The organism is Adhaeribacter pallidiroseus (assembly GCF_003340495.1).
Taxonomy (GTDB): domain Bacteria; phylum Bacteroidota; class Bacteroidia; order Cytophagales; family Hymenobacteraceae; genus Adhaeribacter; species Adhaeribacter pallidiroseus.
This window is the reverse complement of sequence record NZ_QASA01000001.1, coordinates 1,562,573-1,582,776: the sequence shown is the minus strand read 5'-3', so window position 1 is coordinate 1,582,776 and position 20,204 is coordinate 1,562,573. Positions and strand designations below refer to the sequence as shown.

The 20,204-nt window shown below is 46.3% G+C and carries 13 protein-coding genes; 7 read left to right on the top strand and 6 right to left on the bottom strand.

The window, feature by feature from the left end; translation table 11 throughout:
• Positions 1–332: 332 nt before the first annotated feature.
• Positions 333–908, bottom strand: coding sequence for a peptidoglycan recognition protein family protein (locus AHMF7616_RS06115; protein WP_115372083.1), 576 nt, complete (start codon positions 906–908; stop codon positions 333–335).
• Positions 909–936: 28 nt separating this feature from the next.
• Positions 937–1,956, bottom strand: a complete 1,020-nt coding sequence (locus AHMF7616_RS06110) for a hypothetical protein (protein ID WP_147275616.1) — start codon at positions 1,954–1,956, stop codon at positions 937–939.
• Positions 1,957–2,540: 584 nt separating this feature from the next.
• Here AHMF7616_RS06110 and AHMF7616_RS06105 point away from each other — a divergent pair.
• Positions 2,541–2,837 (top strand): hypothetical protein, encoded by a 297-nt coding sequence (locus tag AHMF7616_RS06105; protein ID WP_115372081.1) that lies wholly within the window; start codon positions 2,541–2,543, stop codon positions 2,835–2,837.
• 571 nt (positions 2,838–3,408) lie between these two features.
• Here AHMF7616_RS06105 and AHMF7616_RS06100 read toward each other — a convergent pair.
• Positions 3,409–4,896, bottom strand: coding sequence for a M48 family metalloprotease (locus AHMF7616_RS06100; RefSeq protein ID WP_115372080.1), 1,488 nt, complete (start codon positions 4,894–4,896; stop codon positions 3,409–3,411).
• A 326-nt stretch (positions 4,897–5,222) separates the two neighbouring features.
• Between AHMF7616_RS06100 and AHMF7616_RS06095 the strand changes: the two genes are divergently transcribed.
• Both AHMF7616_RS06095 and AHMF7616_RS06090 read left to right on the top strand, forming a co-directional pair.
• Positions 5,223–7,748: a cadherin domain-containing protein gene (locus tag AHMF7616_RS06095; protein ID WP_115372079.1), complete on the top strand. Its 2,526-nt coding sequence runs from the start codon at positions 5,223–5,225 to the stop codon at positions 7,746–7,748.
• A 353-nt stretch (positions 7,749–8,101) separates the two neighbouring features.
• The gene (locus AHMF7616_RS06090) at positions 8,102–8,326 is read left to right on the top strand and encodes a hypothetical protein (protein ID WP_147275615.1); all 225 of its coding nucleotides are present in this window, start codon (positions 8,102–8,104) and stop codon (positions 8,324–8,326) included.
• Positions 8,327–8,608: 282 nt separating this feature from the next.
• Here AHMF7616_RS06090 and AHMF7616_RS06085 read toward each other — a convergent pair whose 3' ends face one another.
• Positions 8,609–11,065 (bottom strand): TonB-dependent receptor plug domain-containing protein, encoded by a 2,457-nt coding sequence (locus tag AHMF7616_RS06085; RefSeq protein WP_115372077.1) that lies wholly within the window; start codon positions 11,063–11,065, stop codon positions 8,609–8,611.
• A 561-nt stretch (positions 11,066–11,626) separates the two neighbouring features.
• Here AHMF7616_RS06085 and AHMF7616_RS06080 point away from each other — a divergent pair.
• The gene (locus AHMF7616_RS06080; RefSeq protein WP_115372076.1) at positions 11,627–11,983 is read left to right on the top strand and encodes a hypothetical protein; all 357 of its coding nucleotides are present in this window, start codon (positions 11,627–11,629) and stop codon (positions 11,981–11,983) included.
• A gap of 72 nt (positions 11,984–12,055) precedes the next feature.
• Here AHMF7616_RS06080 and AHMF7616_RS06075 read toward each other — a convergent pair whose 3' ends face one another.
• Complete coding sequence (locus tag AHMF7616_RS06075; protein ID WP_115372075.1) at positions 12,056–13,024, bottom strand: IS5 family transposase; 969 nt, start codon at positions 13,022–13,024, stop codon at positions 12,056–12,058.
• Positions 13,025–13,149: 125 nt separating this feature from the next.
• Here AHMF7616_RS06075 and AHMF7616_RS26160 point away from each other — a divergent pair, with 125 nt between their 5' ends.
• Complete coding sequence (locus AHMF7616_RS26160; RefSeq protein ID WP_147275614.1) at positions 13,150–13,332, top strand: hypothetical protein; 183 nt, start codon at positions 13,150–13,152, stop codon at positions 13,330–13,332.
• Here AHMF7616_RS26160 and AHMF7616_RS06070 read toward each other — a convergent pair.
• The gene (locus AHMF7616_RS06070) at positions 13,329–14,420 is read right to left on the bottom strand and encodes a GntR family transcriptional regulator (RefSeq protein WP_115372074.1); all 1,092 of its coding nucleotides are present in this window, start codon (positions 14,418–14,420) and stop codon (positions 13,329–13,331) included. The two genes, AHMF7616_RS26160 and AHMF7616_RS06070, sit on opposite strands and share 4 nt — an antisense overlap.
• A gap of 288 nt (positions 14,421–14,708) precedes the next feature.
• On the opposite strand from AHMF7616_RS06070, the gene AHMF7616_RS06065 reads away from it, so the two are divergent.
• Together AHMF7616_RS06065 and AHMF7616_RS06060 are read left to right on the top strand one after the other, a co-directional pair.
• Positions 14,709–17,930 carry a SusC/RagA family TonB-linked outer membrane protein gene (locus AHMF7616_RS06065; RefSeq protein WP_233507355.1) on the top strand — a complete coding sequence of 1,074 codons (3,222 nt, stop codon included), beginning with the start codon at positions 14,709–14,711 and terminating at the stop codon, positions 17,928–17,930.
• A 21-nt stretch (positions 17,931–17,951) separates the two neighbouring features.
• A complete protein-coding gene (locus tag AHMF7616_RS06060; RefSeq protein WP_115372072.1) occupies positions 17,952–19,712 on the top strand; it encodes a RagB/SusD family nutrient uptake outer membrane protein in 1,761 nt (586 codons plus the stop codon).
• Positions 19,713–20,204 lie beyond the last annotated feature (492 nt).

The window sequence follows — 20,204 nt, the reverse complement described above, 5'->3', positions numbered from 1 at the left end:
GTTATTAGTTGTTGGTTGCTGGTTGGTAATTTAAAATTGTGCTGGTGCGAGTTGGTGGCTGGTATCTCGTAACATTTGCTAAAACAGGTTCGCGCTACCAGCTTGTACCAGCCTTGGCTAACTTTATAACTCCATTCATTCTTATAATCCACAACCTTGCCTTCCGCATGATTTTTTTAAATTTTTAGGCTGCTTTCCGCTTTTAAACCGCTGTACCAACCTATTTCAAAGTATGCACTATGGGCATTGGGTAATTAAAATCAGCTATAAACCATATTACGAATAACAAAAAACTAACAACCAACAACCAACAACCAACAACTAACAACGATTCAAGCTACGGGTTTAATCGGGTGTTCGCCGGCGTGCCGCTGTACCATTAAATCCTGCACTTCCTGAATAATTTCCAGTTTTCGTACATTTTTTCCGGGGCAGGCGTGGGTAGTTAAGGGATCTTCGCGGTGCAGGCGTAAGGTGTGGGGGTCGAGGCCCAGAATGGCGCATAAGGTAGCAATAGCACTAACCGTATTGCGCCGAACGGCCAAACCCCGGCCACTGTGAAAAGGCTCTTTTTCGTAGTCGCCCAGCATTTCAATGCCCAGCGCTACTTTGTTCCAGGAGGGCGAATGCGTACCCGAAACCGTTAAAGGCGTAAATACCCAAATTTGTTGGTCGTCGATAAACAAATGCGGCCCGCCCTTCCAGCCTTGTTGATCGCGGTAGTAGGCTTGCAAACTGTCGAGGTGTTTGGCCGTTAAGCCTTGCGGCCGTTGGGCCAGCGAAGGAATACCGGTGTTGTGCAACACAATAAACGAAGGCCGCCAGGCCGACCAGGCCAAGCTATGACAGTAACTATCGAATGATTCGGCGACGTAATTGTTACCGACAATTCCTTTCCAACCAGCCATTTTTTTAAATTTTAGAGCGTGTACACTTTTATTGCCGGTCTTCAGAGGCTTCTTCCCGGCTTTTTTCGCGAGGTTTTACCGTAGACCGGATGACCATCATTTTGTTTAATAAATCGAACCAGAACGGAGCGCCCAAGGACACGGCCAAACCCGTAATAAGCCAGCCCGCTACTTTACTTAGCCAACCCGAAAAATTATCGGGAATGGCAAGTTTGGCGTTAGAAATAACTACTCCGCTGGGCGTGGTTTGCTCCCAATCCCAGCCCATGGGCAAACGCAGCTCATTAATTTTAGTCAGGTTAGCATTCAGGCGATCCTGCGGGTTGGATTGCTGGGCTTCGGCATAGGACATTTTGGCGTACTCCGCGGAGGCACTAACCAATGAGTTCCGTAAAGCCGGACTGTTCATTAAACTTTTAAATAAGGCTATGGTGTCGGCGTTCATGCCGGCGGCCAAGGCAAACCCCAGGCCCAACAATATCATTTGCACCCGCCGTTTATACCAGCCGGCCACCCGGTCCATGGAACTGTTGTACCACAGCTCTATATTCTGGCGGGCTTTGTTTATATCTCCTTCGGCGGCATCAATTAAGGCCAAAATGCCTTGCTGCGCCGGCAAGCCAGCATAATTTAGTAAGGCTTTGCGCAATAATTGTAAAGGTTGGTCTTTAGTTTCCGGGGTATTGGCATCTGCCAGCGCGGCTCCGCCAGCAGCTCCGGAGACCTGCGTAGCGCTGGCCGGCAAAATAATATCCAGCAAAGCCAGTGCAAAATTGTTAGCCGGGATGTAGGAAGGCAGGTTTTTTTTAGAATTTACCTGATAGCGACCACGGTACAAACTAGATATTAACGGGTGCGCGTAAATTTTTTCGAGTAGCTTATTATCCGGGTTGGCCTGAATGAGTTCGCATATTCCCCGGTGCAGGTCGGCCCCCCGTTTTTTTATAATACCTTCAATAATCTCGCTGATAGCGCTGCAAATAAAGCTTAGCAACAGGTATATAAATATAACACCGATAAACACATCCAGCATTTGTAAAGTCGACATGTACTTTAGCTTTAGGTTCTGCCCCGAGGGGCGTACTTTATGATATAGTTTGTTTACCAAAGTCCCGGAACAGCGTAAATAATTCACGCCGGCTCCGGATAATCCGGTCTTTTATCAATCATTAAAGGTAGGCTACCGTAAAAGGCAGAACAATACTGATTTTTCAGTATTTTTTTAAATTTTAGTTAGCAAGTGCCGGCTTTTGCCGGTACTGGTGGTAGCTACTTGTTCGTTGTTGGCCGGTTCCGCTCTGGAAACAGCAGCCAACGCTTCCCTGGAGGCTGTGCTGTATTAATTTTGTGGCAGTAATCACCCCATTTAACGGTATAGAAATTAGCGGGAATGGTAAACCCAAAAAGCTTCTCGCATATATTTACCCGGGATTACCTAGTTTTTTTGCAATAAACCAGCAACATCTCTAAGCTTTTTTTAAAAAGATAACTGTTTCACAATAATCTATTTACTATTTAAATAGTATCTGATTCCGGAAGACGAAACCACAAATTTTTACCTGTAAAATACAAAACTTATGTCTTTCATTTTCGTTTTTTTAGAAGGACTAGAAAAGGGATGCGCTCATTCGGATGAACTTGAATTTCACAAATTACCAGAAGTATACGAATCATTTAATTTCTGCGGAGCAGAAGCAATTCGACCAGCATCGTAAACATATTTTACAGTTTTGCCGCGACGCACAATCACGGTGCGCTATACTAAAGCACATTGAGGTGGCAGAAAGTTACGAAAACTACAAGAAGTATATTGTACGGCTGATAACGGAAAGATTTTTAAATTACACCGACCCCCGCCACCCGCAATCGCCGAAGCAAACGTTCGTAATCACGCAAAAAGGATTGAATTATTTAAAAGCTATTTCTTAGCCTGAAGCCCCGGCCAAGCCTTTTTTATTATTGATTTAACCTGATTTTTTAAATTTTTAACCTGCCTAGCAGCCTTTCGAACCAGAAAAGCTGTTTTTTTTTCTTTGATGCTCCTGTAAGGTTTTATCCGCTTTAGAACAAAAGCAGTAAAATTTCTAATTTAGTTTTTTCGGGTTGCAAAAGGTAATTTTCCTTTTTACCTCTACCCAGTTCTTTTTTCGGCTTGAAAAATTCTTACGGGAGGTTGGGAGAAATAATGGTTGCCTTAAATAGAGGACCAGATCACGCATTTTATTAAGTTTTAATCTAAAGTATTGTGGTTCAATTCTTTAGGCAGAATTACACTTTTGGTATGTTTCGGGTATGACCACCGTTTTAAAAGTAATTCAGGCAGCTTCGTTTGCGGATCAGGCTTGTCCATCGCTCAACAACCATCTAATAAAGCATTACTACTCCTCAACTAGGTACTTAAACAAAATGCTACGGATAAAAATTTTTAAATAAGTAGTTGACTTTTAGAGCATTATCAGTCTAACAACGAATAATTAGTTATTTCGATGAGGTTGTTACTTTATTTCTGCACTACTTTAATCAGGGAACCAGCGGTAACCTGATCGTTCAGTTCCATGCCGTTTAAAATGGCCATTTCGGTGAGGCGTTTATCGGTTACATGGTACTGGCGCAAAGCCTGGGCTAAAGTAGTCGTTTTGGCAATGGTTTTCACCCGAACGCGTTCGGCTTGCCGGTTAAGCAGGGCGGGGTCAGTTAATGCCCGGAACCGCTGCATGGTATTTTGAAAAGTGGCAAAATACGTATTAAAATTAGCCTCTAAAGAAATTCCCATTAAACTGTAGATATTGCTGTTGTACTGAAATAAATAAGTTAAAGTGCGAACAGCGGGCGTTTGTTGTTGTTGTTGTTGTTGTTGTTGTGGGTCTTCCTGGGGTTTTTGGTCGGCCACAATCGCGAGTGCCGGCAAGCCATTTACCGTTATTTTTTGATTTTCTACTACCTGCAACTGGTATTTTTGCAGCATTTGCTGCGCGGCTTCTTCCAGCGTTTTACCGGGCACTAAGGTTAAAGCCATCATGGCTTTGCCTTCTTTTTCGGCCATCTGAAATTGTTGCGGCGAGTTCTGGTACGCCCAACCGGTTGGCACCGGAAACTGGAATTTAAGCTCCGGGTGATAAAACACATTAGCTTCCACGAAGCCCTGGCGCGGATCTTCGCCGTACACGATGCCATCAATTAATTTTAAAAAAGAATTACGATTTACTTGCAGGTTGGTAGCTTTTGTTTTTTGCTGCCAATCGGCGGCCAGTTCTTTCACCGTTTCATACCGGTCGGCGGGGTTGGGGTGCGTCGATAAAAAATCCGGAATGGGCTCGGCTTCACTTTGCTCTTGTTGGCGTTGTAAGGTCCGGAAAAAATCAGCCATGTAATTGGCATCGTAGCCAATTTTAGTGGAATACTCCACTCCTAACCGGTCGGATTCCCGCTCGTCGTCGCGCCCGAATTTTAAAAATAACAAGGCCAGACTTTGTTGCGCCGCGTCGCCAAATTGCGCCAGTTCCGGCGATACCACCATGCCCACCACTAACCCAAGCTGGGCCAGCATGGATTTACTTTGCTGCCGGGCCGAATGCCGCGCCGCAATATGGCCGATCTCGTGACCCAGTACTCCCGCAAACTGTGCTTCGTTGTTAAAGTGCGCCATAATGCCGCGGGTAAAGTACACGTAACCACCCGGAACGGCAAAGGCATTAATCACCGGCGAATCCACAATTTTAAATTCGTATTTTAAGTCTTTGCGGTGCGATACGGCCACCATTTGCTGGCCTTTCTGATTGATAAAACGTTGCAGGGCTTCGTTCGGGTATAAGCCAAACTGACTAATAACCTCGGGATCGGCTTGTTGCCCCATAGCAATTTCCTGCTGCTTCGATACAAACGAAATATCCCGTTTACCCGTGACCGGGTTCGTGGCGCAGGAATTACATACAAAAACGGCGGTACAAACCAGTAATCCCAACTTTGATTTAGTTATTAATTTAGTCATCCTTATTGTAATTCGGAATATTACCTGCGTTAAATCTCTTAGAAAAGTTATACTATTTACAACGATATTACTAGTAATAAGTTACATCGCTTTTTACGTAAAACCAGACTCAGCCCAGCGAAAAAGCCCGGCTACAGGGAGCATTATGGTTCATCCAAATCAAGATAAACTACGTAAATACTGCTCAGAGAACCGGAATATACGTTTATTTACCCCGCCACTTCCGTAGGTGATAAAAATATTCCACCATTGGAGCCCCCGTTATTCCGGTTTGAAACTAATTTGCAATGTTTACATATAACAAATAGCACCTTAAAATACAGTACATGAAAAACTTATTTACTTTATTGGTTATTCGAACGGGCAAGCATTTTTTTAAAAAAACGCTACTAATTTCCAGCGGAGTTGTTTGTCTGACATCTCCCCTAACGTTTGCCGCCCATTTTTTAAAGGCGCCGAAAACCAGCGCCAACCTTAATTGGGCAGCAGGTCCGGTATTTGCCAAAAAACAGTATACTTTTTCGGTTTCGGATCAAAGCGCTCCGGGTACCACTATTGGCAAAATACAGGCTACGGGTGGCGATAAAAATACCTTACAATACTTTATTACTGGGGGCAACACCAATCAAACTTTTGCCCTGAACCAGACCACTGGTGTGGTAACGGTTGCCAAGCGCCTGAGCTATCACAAGCAAAATAATTACCAGCTTACCGTACAAGTAAAAGATAGCAGCAACCAAACCGATGAAGCGACCATTGCCATTGCTGTTTCGCAGCAAATCGGAACGGCCGTATTAAGTAAGATTACCTGGCGCTCGGTGGCAAGTCAGCCTTATATTTTTTACGAAGGGCAAGGCGAAGTGGTCAATAACCAATGGTACCTTTTTAGTGGTTTCGACGCTTTAAAAGGTTTTACCCCAACCAGCCGGGCCTACCGCTATGACCCGGACGCCAACAACTATACGCCGATTGCCCCTATGCCGCCCATGAACAACACCAAGTACGGCGGGGTTACGCACGCCGGATTTGCTACCGACGAAAATGATATTTATTTTGCCGGCGGCTATACCGCTAATCGTACCGGCACGGCGCAAATATTAGGTACCAAAGAAGTGTGGAAATATGTAGTGGCCGAAGACCGTTACGTACGCCTACCCGATTTACCCCGCGTGAGTGCAGCCGGACAATTAGAGTACCTCAACGGCAAGCTGCATTACATTGCCGGCACCGACCGTAAATTAAAAATTGATATCGGGGACCATTACGTGCTGGATGTGGATAATTTAACGGCGGGCTGGGATACGCTAGCCTCTTTGCCCAGCCCGCGGCAGCACGCCGGTTCGGTGGTATTTGCAGGAAAAATTTATTTTATAGCCGGCCAAACCGGCCACGACGAAGGTTCTGTTTCTACGAAGTTAGTGCACGTGTACGATCCGGCAACAGATGCCTGGACCCAATTAGCCGATATTCTGGCACCGGAAGGCGCACCGGGGGTGGCTCATATTTCCTCGTCGGTGGTGGTGCTGGGCAATCAGCTAATAGTGGCAGGAGGCGAATACGCATTTACCCGCGGCCTGCGACGGGTATCGGCGTATACCCCGGCTACAAATACCTGGACGGAAATTACCGCATTACCCCTGATTATGCGGGGAGGGGTGGTTGGTGTTTTAAACGGTAAGATATACTCTACCGGCGGCAAAGGAGTAAAAGCCACCGTAAGCGGCGTGCCGGTTTCAAACCAAACCATTGCGCAACTTACTTTAATAAATGCCGAAACAGGTGCAGCTATCCGGCCGCTTAACACGCCGGATACCTTAAACCTGGCCGCTTTACCTACCCGAAAACTGAGCATCCGGGCCACTACTACCCCCGATACCGTTGGCAGCGTGGTATTTCAGTTGAGCGGCAAACAAACCAAAACCCAAATAGAAAGTAAACAACCTTATGCTTTATTGGGCGAAACCTTAAATAATAAATACCAACCTTGGATACCGGAAACAGGCGATTATTCTTTAAAAGTTACGCCCTTTGATCAAGCTAACGGAAAAGGTTTGACCGGATCAGCGTATTCTACCAATATTATCGTTATCGACTCGCTGGTAACCAACTTAAAAAGCACTTCGTCGCATAAATATGCCGTGTCCAAGCTTACCCAGAACGCCACCGTTTACACCGATCGCGCTTACGAGGCAGTTAAAATACCCTATTATTTATTAAATGCTACTTTTATTAAATCACCAAACGCAGATAGGCTTAACGCCGCAGAAAACGTATTATCGTTTGATTTGCACCAACCGGTTATTGTTTATGTTGCTTACAATTCCGTGGCTACTACTCTACCCGGGTGGTTAAGCAGTTGGCAAAAATTACCGAACCAGGTAGTTATCAGTAGTCCGAAAAACAGGAATATGGTGCTGTACAGCAAAACTTTTGCGCCGGGTAAAATTACCTTTGGCGGTAATCAGGCCACTCCGGCGGCAGGATCCTTAAATAACTATTTCGTAATTATAAAAGAAGAAACCGGACCAACCAGCATAGTTGCGGAAACCAACCTGCTTGACCAACCAATTAGAAAATTTAAAAATTTGCCACTTTTAAACGTTTACCCTAACCCGAAAAAGTCAGGAGAGAAAGTTACCTTGGAAATGGGCCATATGGGCCAGAAAGAAAAAGTACAGGTTACCCTGCACGATCTTACCGGCCACACGGTACTAACCCAAACCTACGAAACCGATGCCGCCGGGAAATTTATCACGAAAATGCCTTTATCCGAAAACCTGCCAGCCGGGGTTTACCTGCTCCAAATACAGGCGCCTTCGGGCAGGCAGCAGGCAAAATTATTTGTTCCGTAAATTGTAATTTTAAAAAAGGCTACCACTTCGGTAACCTTTTTTAAATCTACCTGCCAAAATCCGCTTAGTCCTGCACCTGGGCTAGCAAATTGTCGGTTAGCTACTTTAAAGCGAAAAGTCTACTTCTTAACACAAACATTACTTTGCCATAAAAATAACTTTATAATTAGTTGGTCTATTTGCTCGGGCAACTTGGCTAACTGATGGAATGCAGCACCTGGCTTTGTTAATACAAAAAAGCCAGGTTGAAGGCGTAAACCAGTCGAAAATTTAAAAAAATGCCCACCAGGGAAGGTTACTCGTTGGTAGCCAGCAATCGATGGACCGGAATAAAAAAATTAAGCTTAAACTGCATGAAGGTTGTTGTGCCATTTCTAATGTTAACGGGGGCGATCTGGAACTGGGGCTTACAATCGCCGGAAGAAAGTAACCCGGCCATTTCTTACGCTTCACCCGAAAAGGCAGTAGAGAACATACCGCTTTATCTGGAGGCAAATTTAAAAGCACCCCAACTGCCATCACAGACGATGGACCAACTCAAGCCCAGGAAGGGTCCGAAACTTACTCGGCTGGATTGACAGTAGAATTAAGGTTAAATCTGGATTGATTTGCCGGCAAAGACTTAGATGCGCCAACGTATTTCTATACCATCGAAAAAGCCAGCAACGGCAAAGACCAATTAATGACCCGGTGCAAAGAAACCAATCCGGTCGGCACCTTTTTCCGGATAGTAAACTGGTAAATTAAAACGCTGTATTATTTACTTTTGATTGATAGGTAAACCCTCTCGAAAAAAGAAAAATTAAAAAAGCCGTCAGCTGATTAGTTAACGGCTTTTTTAATTTTTAAGATTCTACCGGTTAAGAATTGTCTTTGTTACTATTTACCGAAAATACGACCTCTCCCCGACCGGGTTTTCCTTCGTCCGAAATACCTTCAGCCACGGCGCGGTAAGTGGTGGTGCGGTCGCCGGTGTAAAATGTAACGGTGGCTTTCCCCTGCGCATCGGTTTTTACAGTGGGGTTCCAGTACAAGGTAGTGCGTAAATCAGGCTCGTTGCTGGCGGTGACATTATTGTATTTAGGACTGTAGAACTCTCGCACCTTGCTGTATCCTTGGGCGTGGTGCATGATAATGTAAGTGCCCGGCGTAACCTCGCGGCTGTCTTCCTCCGCCGCGCCGGTAAACAAGGCAATCACTCCGCCGGAAGCCCGACCGCCGTAAATGGCCGCACTAGCCGCGTTTTTTAAAATTTCAATCCGGCTAACATCAAACTGGCTGATACTGGAAACGGTACTTTCGGAAACCGGCATGCCATCCAGTAAGTACAGCGGGGAGTTTTGTTGCCCCCGGATACTCGCCCGGAATTGATTCTGACCAACCCGGTACACCTGTAAACCCGCCACGCGGCCCTGCAAACTTTCGATGATATTACCCGAAGGTGCTATCGGCAACTCGCGCCGGCTAATTACTACGTCGGCTTTATCGTGCAGCTTAAAGGGTTGCACTACGTCCTTTTTGCCTTTTATTTCTACCCGCGACAACAAAATACTGCGCAAGGAATAATTGCTGTTGGTAGTAACGGCTGCGGCTAATTGCTGGTTACTTGCCACCAAAAAATCTTTACTGGTACTGGCCAGCAAACCTTCCGTCCAGGTAGGTACGGGCCCGGCCGGAGTAGCCGGAAAATATTTATTTTCGTTCATTTTCACCTGCAGGCGATCGCGGCGACCACGCGCATCAGTACCTTGTACCACCACGTCGATGGTTCCGGTAAAATCAAAACCCGGGAAAACAAATTTTCCTTGTTGATCGGTTTCGGTGGTGATAAATGCCTGGTGCTGCCCTTGTAAGTATAACAAAGCTTCGCCACCTTCTACGGCTTTGCCTTTATTGGTCACTAATTTACCGCTAATCGCCAGATCCGGCTCCGCGGCAAAGTTTAAGGCCGGGAATTTACCGGCAGCAATTTCCTGCCAGTTAAACCGGCGCCAACCTTGCGTTAACAGCAAATGATCCAGGGCTTGTTTCCGGCCTTGGTCGTTACCCGCGAAATAATACCCCGGCTGCTCCACGTTACCCCGCAAATCCGAAGTCAGGAGAAAGTAAGCTTTCAGGTTCAACCCGTTTTTAGGCTGCTTTACCAGTTCTTCGTCGGTTACGGCTAAAGCAAAATCAGTGGCTATTGGCTGCCCCTGGTTATTTTGCGCCGTTAACTGCAACGTTACCTGGTCACGCCCTTTGTACGATTTTTTATCCGCGGTAAGCGATACCTGTAAGTCCTCCTGATTATCGGCAAATATTAAGCGCTCGGCCAATGGTTCGCCGGCCGCAGTGGTTAAAGTAAGACGGGCAATCCCGGTCGGGAATTCAGCTTTAGGCACGTTCAGGCGAGCTGGCTGACCAGGTTGCAGCTTAACTTTTTCGTTAAATAACAAAGTTTCGCGGCTTACTCCCGTTAACAGCAAAGAGGCCGGCGGCGTACCTTGGCTGTTCACGGTAACCTGCCAGTTTTTAGCATCTGCTGTTTCTTCTACCTGCATAACGTAACCCGCGGTTAGGGCCTCCGGAAGCTGGTATTCCCGCGTTTTACCGGCGGCGTTAATTTTGGCTACGTAAGTTACGCCTGCTTGCGGCTGAAATTCAAAAGAACCCATACCTAAGTGCGAGCCGGTAAAATCCAGTACTTTTTGTCCTTGGCTGGTATACACCGAACCATTTACAAGTAAACCGGCACTGTTGGTTCCGGTAGCTTTAAAAGCCAACCGGCTAGATAAACCCGTAACAAGGTCGCCGCCTTCCGGGAAAAACTGCACATCTACCAGGCCGGTTGATTCGGTTGTTTTCTGGCTCACCGGCGTGGCGCCGATTACCTCAATGGACAAATTAAAAAAAGTATTTTCTCCAAAGTTCCGCTGGTACTGCGTATACGCGGTTAGGCGGTACTGTCCGGCGGGCAAATCGGTTGGCAGCGCAAAGTCGCCGGCAGCTTTGCCATGAACGGCTTTTAAAGTAAGCTGTGCTACCGCTTTGTTCTCGGCGTTAAGTAAATCGACGTACAACACTCCGCTTTTAAGGGAAGGGCGCAAGCTGGCTGCATCCAATAAATATCCTTTCAACCAAATAGATTGGCCGGGAGCGTAATAAGGTTTGTCCAGGGTCAGGTAAACTTTTTCGGGCGCGTACTGCGTCCGGTAGGTATCCAGATTGGTTTTAAGTTGTGACAGCCACTTATCCGGCGGACTCACAAAAGCGACTAAGGCCAGCCCAAAAAACGGCAGTAGATATATGATATTTTTTATTTTTTGCTTATTCATCGGCAAGGGTTATTACGGTAGCTTAAGGCTTATTTCTCTTCTATTTGAAAACAATTATATAGCTGCTATCATTCCAAGCAACGGGTATTTAACTTTTTTATTTTATAATATTTTCCGGAAGGCACCAGCTGACTTAATATCTATTTAACCAGAGGAAAGTACGAATTTAAAGGCTTGGGTGGAGGTTAACGACGAGTAGTAAATTTTAAAAAATTACGCGTCAGTAACTTTATTAAGGGATTTGTTTTGGAGAATGGCTGCTTTCGGCAGAGTGTAGTCTGCATTGTAATAAAACTGTTTTTTTCCGGCCCTCTCTCTTTAGATAAGTTTTACTTTTGGTTAATTTTATTCTCTACTGCAAACGAATTAGGTGAGCCAAGGTTAAAACCAGGGCAAATTATTTACCTGCATTCCCGCCATTAAGGATTGGCTTTCCGGCCGGAATAAACGGGAAGCGTTTTTTATTAACCTTAAAAGGGACTTTGTCCGTACAATGAACTTCCCGGATGATAGTCGGGGAAATTGGAAAAATTTAAAAAATTAAAATATAACCCCAAGATTATGTCTGATAAAGTAAATAACCAGGAAGGCAACAGCCAGGCCCAGCACGATAATACCGGCAAAGGCGTCGGGGTAAGTGGGCAGCAACCCGCGCAGCACGAAGGTCCGGTAGCCGGAGGAGCCGATAATACCCGCGGCGAAAACAAACCCAGTCGCGAAGGCCACAGCGGTGGCGCGAAGCACGGGAAAGATACACCGGAACAAAACAGCCCGCAAGGTTCGCACGCTAACCCAGCAGATACGCGCGGCTCGGACAGTTCGGATAAAGAATTCCGGAATAACCAACCCAACGCCAGCACCCTGAAAGGCTACAAAAACAGCGAAGATTCCGGCAGCGAAGAAAGCGGCCAGGACTAATTGGTTATTAGTTGTTAGTGACTTTGTTGCAACGGGACTCTTTTCTACTAGCTCGCTTATAGCGAGCAGTAGCTAAGCTACTAGGTAGGCCAGAGGCATTCCCTGGTGGCGATAGATGTTTAAGATTTTACATTTTAGTTCTACTTCTGTTTTCTGATTTTCTATTTTCCGGGTCCTCATCTGGGCGGAGAAAGTAGTTTTGTAGCGAAACATAGCTACCTCATTTAAACTTCGGCGATGATAGCCAGCTTGGATTTTCCAGGCTTTTCGATCGTGCTCTTGCCTATATTCGACTGCCTCATTGCGCTGCCGTAGGTATTCTGGTACCGGCTTCTTCTGGGTACCTTTATGTACCACTGCATCTTTGGACGGGGGTATAATTTGCTTAATGCCCCCTGCTAGGAGCTCTCGCAACTTAAAGTCATCATAAGCGCCATCCCCTATAAAACTACTCAGCTGAGCAGTCTTGCCTTGCAGCAACTTGCCCGCGACCACCGCATCATCTTCCCCATTCGTAGTCAACGCCACAAAAACGATCTCTTGGGTATCAACAGCAATACCGATGTGCAATTTGCGCCAAGTTCTATGCTTGGAAGCCCCGTGTTTTCTTACTTTCCACTCGCCTTCCCCGTATACTTTTAAACCGGTAGAATCGAGCGCAATAGCTAGCTTTCGGTTGCGGGCTAATGCTTTACTTACTTCTACTGGCAGGCAGCTTTGTCGGCGGCAAAGAGTAGTATAATCTGGTACGGCATAATCTTTATAGCCTAACATCGCCAGCAAACTAGAAACAAAGCCGGTCGTCTGCCGCAGCGGCTGATGATACACCTGGCCTAACAACAAACAGCATTGGATTACACAATCAGCATATAAGCATTCCCCTACTACTTTCTGGCTCGGATCAATCTCGCGCCACGCTCTTAACACGGAATCTTCCAGCCATAAAGTCAAACTACCTCTTTGAACTAAACTGCTAGTATAGGCTTTCCAATTTTTAACTTTATACCTATCTTTAGCCGGGATTGTAGGCGATGGTAACATCTCTTCTTTATGGTTTCGTCACTACAAAGATAGACTGCAATCCCTTTTTTACCTATCCCATTCTCAACGTTGCAACAAAGTCGTTGTTAGTTATTAGTTATTAGTTGCTCGTTGTTTGTTGTTAGATGTTTAAAGATCTGGTAACGAGTAACGAGCAATTTGTTTTTATGGGACGTGATGTAATGGAGGAACTTAGTAGCCAAAATTTACAAGCAGATTTTGCAACATCCTGCTGCCATTCCGAGGCGCACCATTCGATTATAGATTTAGCAACAACTAATAACCAACAACTAATAACCAACAACTAATAACTAAACTTCGTCGATTCGCGGGCAATTAACGCGCCGGTTAAGTTAACGTCGGCGGCTACCAGGTGTTGATGTAAAAGGCGGCTCAGCATCATTTCGTAACTGCTGGTTACAATTTCAAAAAGCGGTTGTTGAAAGGTAGTCAGCGAGGGTTCTAATACTTTCCCGTACTTCATATCGTCGTAGCCGGCCACCAAAACATCTTTGGTCACCAGGCTACCCGTTTGTTTTAAACTAGCCATGACCACGGCCGCCGTAGAATCGTTGGCGCACAGCACGCCCGTTTTGCCCGGTATTATTTTCAGCCGGCTCATTAAGTGAGTATCTCCCGGGTCGCCCACAATAATGTCTTTTGGACCGAAAGAAATATTGGCATCAAAACAAGCGCTGCGGCAACCCGCAATGCGTTTGTAAATACTGTTGGCAGAATAAGCCCGGTAAAAAAAATAAATTTTCTCGCATCCGGCATTAATTAAATGGTTAGTCATAACGTAACCGGCCTGAAAATTATCCAGCCCAATTACCGGGTACTTACTGCGGTTCGGAAACGAGTAAATGTCCCGGTCAATCAATACTACCGGAATGTTCTCCTGGTCAAATAAAGCACATACCTGATTATTTACCAATTCCGCGTTATCCGTGCGTTCCAGGGGAGCAAAGAAAACGCCACTTACTTTTTCATCCAGGTATCTTTCGCAAATGCTGATAATGGTGTTCTGGCGAACCTGGGCATTATTAGCAATGGCGCCGTCCCACAAAAATTTTAATTCTTTTTCTTTTTCGATAGCCAAAAAATGGTCGTGAATAACGCCGAATATCTCGGACTCGCCCGCTCCCGGCAGTAACAAGCCAAAGGTATTTTTCTTTCGTTCGCCGTTAAATACCACGGTCGTGCCTTGTCCGGGCGTTTTTTTCAACAAACCTTCTTTTTGCAGGGAATTGTAAATTTTAGCAACCGTGGGCCGGGAAACCTGCATTTCGGTCGCCAGTTCTTTTTCCGAGGGGAGCAAACTGCCGTAAGGCAATTTTCCATTTAAAATATCATCTCTAAAACGGGTAAGCGTATCCTTAATCTTGTTGGTGCTCATGGGGCGATGGCTCTGCTTTAAATGTAAAGTAAATGTAAAAATACTTTACCTCCAATACATTTTACATTTAATTTACATTTTAATCTTACTTGAACAAAATGGAATTTTACACGCGCTAACTCTTAATCCAGAAAAATAAATTTAAAATTTTAAAAATATTGTTTGCTTTAATTAAACTTAACTATACATTAGTAGCACAAAATGTAATTATTAATTTTTGTAAATGTAATTATAATGTAAACACATTATTTTATTGTAAATTCTACTTCTACCTATAACCAAACCCCTATGAAAAGAGAAGTTTTACTTACAGTCAGGCCAATCAACCGGAAGCTCCTCATGGTGTTATTGCTTTTTCTGGTACAAGTGAGCCTGGCCCAATCCCGAATTATTTCGGGAACCATTAAAGACGAACAAGGCAATGCTTTGCCGGGAGCCAGCATTGTGGTAAAAGGAACCACCACCGGAACCATAACCGATGCCAACGGCAAATACTCGCTCAGCCTTTCCTCGGGCCAGGATGTTTTGGTAGCTTCGTTTATTGGCTACCTGGGCCAGGAAGTAAGCGTTGGTAATCAAACCACGCTGGATGTAATGCTACCGGCCGATACCCGCGCTTTATCCGAAGTGGTTGTTACGGGATACAGCACCGAGCGAAAAGCCGATTTAACGGGGGCCGTAGCCATCGTGGATCTGGTAAAAGTGCGCGACATTCCGCGGGCCAACGTGCTGCAAACCCTGCAAGGCCGGGTACCCGGCTTGTACGTAGAATCCACGGGCCAACCCAGTGGCCAGACCGGGCAAGTATTAATCCGGGGCCTGAACACCTTGGGCGATAATTCCCCGTTGTACATCATTGATGGGGTGCCAACCACCGGCAATAATGTAATTTCGGGCCGGGGGGCGGCCAATGGCTCTACAACCAAAAATGTATCGCCCCTGCAGAACATTGACCCGAACTCCATAGAATCCATTCAGGTGCTAAAAGATGCCTCCGCGGCTTCTATTTACGGGGCCCGGGCTTCCAACGGGGTAATTATTGTTACCACCAAACAAGGAAAAGGCAAACTAAAAGTGCAGCTCAGCTCCTCGGGTTCTTTTCAGCAGCGCTTCGGGGAAATTAATGCTGCCAACACGTTAGAACGGGGTCGCGCCCTGTGGCAAGCTTCCATTAACGACGGCACCGACCCCGCCATTCACAGCGCATTATACGCCTTTGATTACTCCGGTACTGGGCCAGCGGCGGTTTTAAACAGCGTGACGCCGGTGCAGTGGGTGGGTGGTGACCCAGCGGGTTTAACGCCGGCCCAGGTGCCAGGCACCGATTGGCAAGATGTGGTTTACCGCACCGGTTTCGTGAACAGCAATAGTTTAACCCTATCGGGCGGCAGTGAATCTACCACGGCTTTGTTGCAGTTTGGTTACCTGAACAACCGGGCCATTAAAGAATATTCTAATTTTTCCAAAATGAATCTGCGCCTGAACACGTCGCATAAGATGTTCAACAGCCGGCTCCGGATCGGCGAAAATTTAAATATTGCCCGCACCCGCGAAACGCCGGAACCCACTGATTTAGGAGGGGCCGGCATTGACTACCTCGCCACTTACCAAAATCCCATTTTGCCGGTATACCGCACCGATGGTTCCTGGGCGGGCCCGCTGGGATCCGGCATGAGCGACCGCAATAACCCTTTGCACATGTTGTACATTAACCGGAACAACAAAGACAATAACCTGATTTTATTCGGGAACGTCTACGCCGAATTAATACCCATTGATAATTTAACCATTCGTTCCAGCCTGGGTGTGGATTATACTTTTTCGAATAACTGGTGGATTCAGGAAAAATACACCGAAGGTTTTCTGACCCAAAGTGTGAACCGGCTCAGTGTGTTTCACGGCGAGCGTACCAACCTCACCTGGACCAATACCGCCGATTATAATTTTAAAGCGGGCCAAAGCTTTTTTAATATTTTAGTAGGAGTAGAAACCGTGAAAGAAGATTACCGCACGGTAGTGGCGCGCAAAGAAGATTTTGCCATCCAGGATTTCGACTTTTTTCAACTGGATGCCGGTACCGGCACGGCCAGTTCGGGCGGCGGCAGAACCGGGTACCAGTTGTTATCTTACTTCGGAAAAGCGAATTATAATTTAGCCGATAAATACCTGGCTTCCGTAACGCTCCGCTACGATGGCTCCTCGCGGTTTGGCCAGAATGAGCAATTTGGTTTATTTCCGGCGGCAAATCTGGGCTGGCGCATCAGTAACGAAAAGTTCATGCAGGGCCTGAGCTTTGTATCCAATTTAAAATTGCGGGCCGGCGTGGGCCGGGTGGGCAACCAGAAGATTGGCAACCTGGCCCGGTTTGGTTTATACGCGCCTAATTACGGCACCATGGACTTCCGGGATTGGTACGGCGCCTGGCGCACCATTGGCACGGCTTACGATATCAACGGCAACAACAGCGGCAATCTGGCCTCGGGCTACGTGGCCTTGCAACAAGGCAATCCTAATTTAAAATGGGAAACTACCGATGAGCTAAACCTGGGGCTGGACTTTGGCCTGGTAAAAGACCGCCTGACCGGCTCCTTCGACTACTTTACCCGCAATACCAAAGATATTTTAATTCAACCGCCGTACGCGGCCGTTATTGGCGAAGGCGGCAGCCGCTGGGTGAACGGGGCTTCCGCGAAAAATAACGGCTTTGAAATATCTTTGGCTTACCAAAATACCGGCGGTCCGTTTACCTATACGGTTTACGGCAACGCCGCGCATTTTCGGGATAAAATTACCAAACTCCCCGCATCGGTAATCCGGTCTTACCCCGGCAATGTGGAACAAACCATTCTGGGGCATTCGCAGCGCGCTATTTTCGGCTACGTAACCGACGGACTTTTTCAGAACCAGGAAGAAGTAAATGCCCACGTAACCCAGCCGGGTAAAGGAATAGGCCGCATTCGCTACCGCGATTTAAACGGCGACGGCAAAATAGACGCCCTGGACCAAACCTGGCTGGGCACCACCTTACCCGACGTAGAATACGGGCTGGGTTTTGATATCGGTTATAAAAACTTTACGCTTTCGGCTTTCTTCCAGGGAGTGGTGGGTAAACTCACCAACGACGGCATTAAAGGCGATTTTACCCGGGTAAACAACGGAATGAATTTTGGCACCGGTGTTTTTGAAGCTTGGTCGCCCCAAAATACCGGCTCTCCCCTGCCCGCTTTGAGCCTGGTAAACGCCAACGACGAGTTCCGGTCTTCGGATTACTTGTACGTGAATGGCAGCTACGCCAAACTCCGGACCTTGCAATTATCCTACGCTTTCCCGAAAGGCGTTCTGGAGGCCTGGAAACTGGGCACTTTCCGGGTTTTTGTGATGGGCGAAAACTTGTTTGCCCTTAAAGACCACCAAGGAATAAATAAAATCTACGCTCCCGATCCGGAAAATCCTTCCTTAACGTATCCGCTCACCCGCAATTTCACCTTTGGCGTTGACTTATCTTTTTAACCTATTTTCTATTTCTGAATCATGAAACGAATAGCTATAGTTTTAACCACCTGCTTTTTACTAGTGGCCCAATCGTGCAAAGATTACCTGGAATTTGAACCCAAAGGTGTGGTAAGTTCCGACCAACTCAACACCCCCGAAGAAGTAGACAAAATGGTGATTGCGGCTTATGCTTCTTTAAGCAACGATTTTTTCTTATCGCAAATGGCTTCCGTGCCCTGGATCTGGGGTAGCGTGCGGAGCGACGACGCCTACAAAGGCGGTGGCGGCACCGGCGATAATTTCGATCAGCACATCATGGAAACCTTTAACTTGCTGGCTCCCACCAACGGGCAGATTAATGATATCTGGATTTACCTGTACGAAAACCTGGGCCGGGCCAATGATGCGTTAAGGCGGATGGAAACCATGACCGAAGCCAACTACCCGAATTTAAAAAAACGGCAGGCCGAATGCCGGTTTTTGCGGGGCCACTGGCATTTTATTTTAAAAATCTTGTTTAAACACCCGGTTTGGGTAGATGCTTCCTTGCCGAAAGAACAGCTAAACACCTTAACCAACACGACCTACACCAGCGACGAATTGTGGAATAAAATTGCCGAAGATTTTCAGTTTGCCGCTGATAATTTGCCATTAACGCAGCAGGAAGTTGGCCGGGCCAGCCAGGTAGCCGCCTGGGCTTATCTGGCGAAAACCCGCTTGTACCAGGCCTACGAGCAGGACGATAATAACAATGTCACCACTATCAACCCCGCCCGGTTACAGGAAGTAATTAACTTATGCCAGAACATTGTAAATTCAGGGGGCAAAAGCTTATCCCCGGATTTTGCCCAAAACTTTTTGTGCGGATTTGAAAACGGTCCGGAATCCATCTTTTCGGTACAATACTCCCAGGACGACGGTACCCAGAACGGTAAAATTCAGCTCGCTACCGGGGTCGCGTACAACATGGCGCCTCAGTTTGGTTGCTGCGATTTTTTAAATCCGAGTTATACCCTGCTTAACGCTTTTAAAACCGACCAGACTACGGGTTTGCCGATGATGGCTACCTACAACAATGATTTTCTGTTTAAAATAAATACCTGGGCCAACGTCAACGATTTAAGCACCATTGATTTTATGAGCCAAACCGTAGACCCCCGTATGGATCACACCATCGGCATTCCCACGCACCCCTGGAAATACGATCCGGATTTTGTTACCACCAAAAGCTGGCGGCGGGTACCGGAAGTTTACGGCTATTTAACCAGCATGAAATCTCTGGAACATTACAACAGCTCTTGTTTCGTGAAACTCGGGCCGTTTATGGGTACTTCCCGCAACGCCGATATTATCCGCTACGACGATGTTTTATTATGGCTCGCCGAAGCCTATATTGAAACCGGGCAACACAACCTGGCCTTACCGCTAATTAACCAGATTCGTGAACGGGCCGCCAACAGCACCGGCCGGTTGGTCCGCAAAGACGGCAGCCGCATTTCGAATTACAAGGTGAGTCCGTACCTTAACGGCATAAACTGCAACTGGACCCCGGAATTTGCCCGCCAGGCTTTGCAATGGGAAAGACGCCTGGAATTTGCCACGGAAGGCGTGCGCTTTTTTGACCTGGTGCGCTGGGGCCTGGCCGCCGAAACCTTAAACGCTTATTTTGCCAAAGAGAAAATTACTTTCGGCTTCCTGAAAGATGCTTTTTTTAAAAAAAACCGGGACGAGTACTTTCCCATTCCGCAGGCCCAGATTAACTTCTCCGAAGGATTATACCGGCAAAATAAGGGCTGGTAAGCGGCCGGTAGGTTTTAATAAAATGTAAGTTGGTGATCGGTCGCGTAGCCGTGGCTTCTGCTTTGGCAACTTACCAGCTGATTATCGTACCCCTAGTGACTGTTCTCGCTTTATTTCTAATGAGAGTTGATTTATAGTTTAGGTCTTGGTTATATTTTGTCTTGACACAAAAAGAACCAACGAAAATCAAGACGCTAAAAACGCGCTGAACAACAGAACAGTTTAGCGTGAAATCTTACACCTGACTGGGCTACTTATTGTATAGCTACTAAGGGTTCTTTGTTATTTTAAATTTTTAAAATTCTGTCCTTCAAGAGGAACCTATTTCGCTACGAAGCCCAAAAGTTTCCTCCTGAAGGACATAGAAAAGGCGGATTTACTTTAAACTTGTATTGCACCTTTACTTACTTGCTATTACTTTAACTATTTGTACAATAGCTATTTACTTCAATCTACTGCAACCTTCTAATAAATTCATGTAAAGATTATTCC

Coding starts and splice junctions, on each gene's coding strand:
- AHMF7616_RS06115 (WP_115372083.1), bottom strand. CDS start 908: ATGGCTGGTTGGAAAGGAATTGTCGGTAACAATTACGTCGCCGAATCA.
- AHMF7616_RS06110 (WP_147275616.1), bottom strand. CDS start 1,956: ATGTCGACTTTACAAATGCTGGATGTGTTTATCGGTGTTATATTTATA.
- AHMF7616_RS06105 (WP_115372081.1), top strand. CDS start 2,541: ATGAACTTGAATTTCACAAATTACCAGAAGTATACGAATCATTTAATT.
- AHMF7616_RS06100 (WP_115372080.1), bottom strand. CDS start 4,896: ATGACTAAATTAATAACTAAATCAAAGTTGGGATTACTGGTTTGTACC.
- AHMF7616_RS06095 (WP_115372079.1), top strand. CDS start 5,223: ATGAAAAACTTATTTACTTTATTGGTTATTCGAACGGGCAAGCATTTT.
- AHMF7616_RS06090 (WP_147275615.1), top strand. CDS start 8,102: ATGAAGGTTGTTGTGCCATTTCTAATGTTAACGGGGGCGATCTGGAAC.
- AHMF7616_RS06085 (WP_115372077.1), bottom strand. CDS start 11,065: ATGAATAAGCAAAAAATAAAAAATATCATATATCTACTGCCGTTTTTT.
- AHMF7616_RS06080 (WP_115372076.1), top strand. CDS start 11,627: ATGTCTGATAAAGTAAATAACCAGGAAGGCAACAGCCAGGCCCAGCAC.
- AHMF7616_RS06075 (WP_115372075.1), bottom strand. CDS start 13,024: ATGTTACCATCGCCTACAATCCCGGCTAAAGATAGGTATAAAGTTAAA.
- AHMF7616_RS26160 (WP_147275614.1), top strand. CDS start 13,150: ATGTTTAAAGATCTGGTAACGAGTAACGAGCAATTTGTTTTTATGGGA.
- AHMF7616_RS06070 (WP_115372074.1), bottom strand. CDS start 14,420: ATGAGCACCAACAAGATTAAGGATACGCTTACCCGTTTTAGAGATGAT.
- AHMF7616_RS06065 (WP_233507355.1), top strand. CDS start 14,709: ATGAAAAGAGAAGTTTTACTTACAGTCAGGCCAATCAACCGGAAGCTC.
- AHMF7616_RS06060 (WP_115372072.1), top strand. CDS start 17,952: ATGAAACGAATAGCTATAGTTTTAACCACCTGCTTTTTACTAGTGGCC.